The organism is Rhodococcus sp. EPR-147 (assembly GCF_001647185.1).
GTDB lineage: Bacteria > Actinomycetota > Actinomycetes > Mycobacteriales > Mycobacteriaceae > Rhodococcoides.
In genome coordinates this window covers 1-2,268 of sequence record NZ_LVCU01000449.1, presented here as the reverse complement: position 1 = coordinate 2,268, position 2,268 = coordinate 1, and the positions used below count along the sequence as shown (strand labels likewise).

The 2,268-nt window shown below is 66.4% G+C and carries 3 protein-coding genes; all 3 read left to right on the top strand.

From position 1 onward, the window contains the following. On the top strand, window positions 1-615 hold a 615-nt coding region (locus A2J02_RS19580; protein WP_197478075.1), incomplete at its 5' end, for a (Fe-S)-binding protein. Then, the gene (locus A2J02_RS19575) at window positions 612-2,084 is read left to right on the top strand and encodes an NAD-dependent succinate-semialdehyde dehydrogenase (protein WP_068052442.1); all 1,473 of its coding nucleotides are present in this window, start codon (window positions 612-614) and stop codon (window positions 2,082-2,084) included. The genes A2J02_RS19580 and A2J02_RS19575, both read left to right, overlap by 4 nt. Window positions 2,085-2,099: 15 nt before the next feature. Then, window positions 2,100-2,268: GntR family transcriptional regulator (locus tag A2J02_RS19570; protein WP_331712152.1), on the top strand; the 169-nt coding region annotated here is incomplete at its 3' end.

Sequence of the window (2,268 nt, the reverse complement as noted above, 5' to 3'; positions counted from 1 at the left end):
GTGTGCTGTGGCCTGACCTGGATTTCGACTGGCCAGCTGAAGGCCGCCCGCAAGCACCTCACGAAAGCCGTTGCTGCACTGGACGACGGCACCGACCGACCCATCGTCGTCACCGAACCGAGCTGCGCCGCGGCGTTCCGCAAGGACATGCCGGAGCTGGTTCCCACCGCGGCCGCGAGACGGGTCGCGGCTCGGGTGCAGAGTTTCGCCGGCGCGGTGATCGACCAGGCCGCTGCCGGGTGGGTGCCCTCGGCCGAGGTTCCCGAATCGGTGACGGTGCAGACCCATTGCCACGAATACGCGGTGTTCGGCAACGCCACCCAGCGCACGGCGTTGGCCGCCGTCGGTATCGAGGCGGTGCGCGAGGCCACCGGATGCTGCGGGGTCGCAGGAAACTTCGGCTTCGAGTCTCGGCACTACGAGCTCAGCATGGCCGTGGCCGAGCAGGCCCTCGCCCCGGCGGTTCGCGCCGCCGAGCCCGATAACCCGATTCTGACCGACGGATTCTCCTGCCACATGCAGGTGCGGCAACTCACCGGTGACCTGACCAGCGATGCGTCCGTACACCTGGCGCAAGTACTCGATCCACGTTCGACGAAAGGACCGCGGCCATGACCGCCAGCTCGACCAGCCTCACGCGTCCGGAGATCACTGCTCCGACCGAACTGTTCGTCGGAGGCGCGTGGACTGCCGCGGCATCCGATGCCCGCTTCGATGTCGTCGATCCTGCCAGCGGCGAGGTCATCGCCAGGGTCGCCGACGGCGGCATCGTCGATGCCGACAACGCCATGGCCGCAGCGGTCGATGCCGCCGCCGACTGGGCCGCGACTGCGCCGCGGGCACGCAGCGAAATCCTGCGCAGAGCATACGAATTGATCATGGCGCGGCAAGAGGAGCTCGCTGAGATCATCACCGCGGAAATGGGAAAGCCACTGGCCGACGCTCGTGGTGAGGTGGCGTACGGTGCCGAGTTCTTTCGCTGGTTCTCCGAGGAAGCGGTGCGCATCTCGGGCGATCACACCCTCACCGGAGACGGCAAGAACCGCATCGTGGTCACCCGGGCACCGGTGGGTCCGTGCATTCTCGTCACTCCGTGGAACTTCCCGTTGGCCATGGGAACTCGTAAGATCGGACCGGCGTTGGCTGCGGGATGCACCGTGGTGTTCAAGCCCGCCGAGCAGACGCCGCTGACCGCACTGGCCCTGGCGGAAATCCTGCACGACGCGGGTGTTCCGGCGGGAGTGGTCAACGTCGTGACCACCACCGACGCGTCGGGTGTCGTGGGCTCGTGGATGAGCAGCGGTGCGGCCCGCAAGATCAGCTTCACCGGATCGACGGCGGTGGGCAAGATTCTGCTCGAGCAAGCTGCGTCGACGGTGATGCGCACCTCGATGGAGCTCGGCGGCAACGCACCCTTCATCGTCATGGACGACGCCGACCTCGCCCGCGCCGTGGACGGTGCGATGGTCGCCAAGATGCGCAACATGGGTGAGGCGTGCACCGCCGCCAACCGGTTCTTCGTACATCGCAGTGTCACAACGCAGTTCGCGGACAAGCTCGCCGAGCGCATGGGTGCGCTGTCGGTGGGGGCCGGTAGTGCGCACGGAACCGAGGTGGGTCCGCTGATCGACGAGGCGGGCCGCGCCAAGGTGCAGACACTCGTCGACGACGCCCTCGGGCGTGGCGCACGTGCGATCGTCGGGGGAGCGGCTCCGAACGGACCCGGTTACTTCTACCCGCCGACGGTCCTCACCGATGTCGATGCGGCGTCGGATCTGATGTCCCAGGAAATCTTCGGACCGGTGGCCGCAATCGTCCCGTTCGACACCGAGGACGAGGTGATCGCCCTCGCGAACGACACCGAATGGGGACTCGTCGGATATGTCTTCACCCAGGACATCGACCGGGCTCTGCGAATGGGGGAGCGCCTCGAGGTGGGAATGGTCGGCCTCAACACGGGTCTGGTGTCCAATCCGGCTGCGCCGTTCGGTGGCGTCAAACAGTCCGGACTCGGCCGCGAGGGCGGAAAAGTCGGAATAGACGAGTTTCTGGAGTACAAATACTTCGCCATTCCCCGAGGCTGAGAGAGGTTTTCGATCATGCCCAGTTCGAGACGATTGACGCCCATCGACGCACGCAACACGTCGATGGTCATTGCCGACCAGATTCGCGACCGCATCATCGACGGGTCCTACGCCCCCGGGGAGCAGATCAACGAGGCCAACGTCGCCGCGGAACTCGAGATCTCGCGGGGACCGGTGCGGGAGG